Source organism: Ferranicluibacter rubi (assembly GCF_011603255.1).
GTDB lineage: Bacteria > Pseudomonadota > Alphaproteobacteria > Rhizobiales > Rhizobiaceae > Ferranicluibacter > Ferranicluibacter rubi.
This window is the reverse complement of the sequence record NZ_JAANCM010000035.1, coordinates 1-455: the sequence shown is the minus strand read 5'-3', so window position 1 is coordinate 455 and position 455 is coordinate 1. Positions and strand designations below refer to the sequence as shown.

Annotated in this window: 1 protein-coding gene; it reads left to right on the top strand. The window is 68.4% G+C overall.

What is annotated here, in order from left to right; all coding sequences use genetic code 11:
• Positions 1-48 precede the first annotated feature (48 nt).
• Positions 49-455: Glu/Leu/Phe/Val dehydrogenase dimerization domain-containing protein (locus tag G8E10_RS25750; protein WP_343289895.1), on the top strand; the 407-nt coding region annotated here is incomplete at its 3' end.

Genomic DNA, 455 nt, shown 5'->3' with positions numbered 1-455 from the left:
GCGTTGGGTGGCTGTCGTTACCTGGCTTACCCTAACGACGAAACCGCCGTGGCCGATGCCGCGCGCCTGGCGCAAGGCATGAGCTACAAAGCCGCGCTGGCCGGGCTGTCGGTGGGCGGCGGCACGGCGGTGATCATCCGCCCCGTGCACGTGGAAAGCCGTGCGGCGCTGTTCGAGGCGTTTGGCCGTTGTGTGGAAAAACTCGACGGCCGCTTCATCACCTCGATCGACCGCGGTACCTCCGTCGCCGACATGGACTGCATCGCCCAGAACACCCGCTTTGTCACCAGCACCACCGCCGCCGGCGACCCTGCGCCCCATGCCGCCATGGGGGTGTTCGCCGGTATCCGCACCACCGCCATGGCGCGCCTGGGCAGCGACAACCTCGAGGGCCTGCGCGTGGCGGTGCAGGGCCTTGGCAACGTCGGTTATGCCCTGGCCGAACAACTACACGC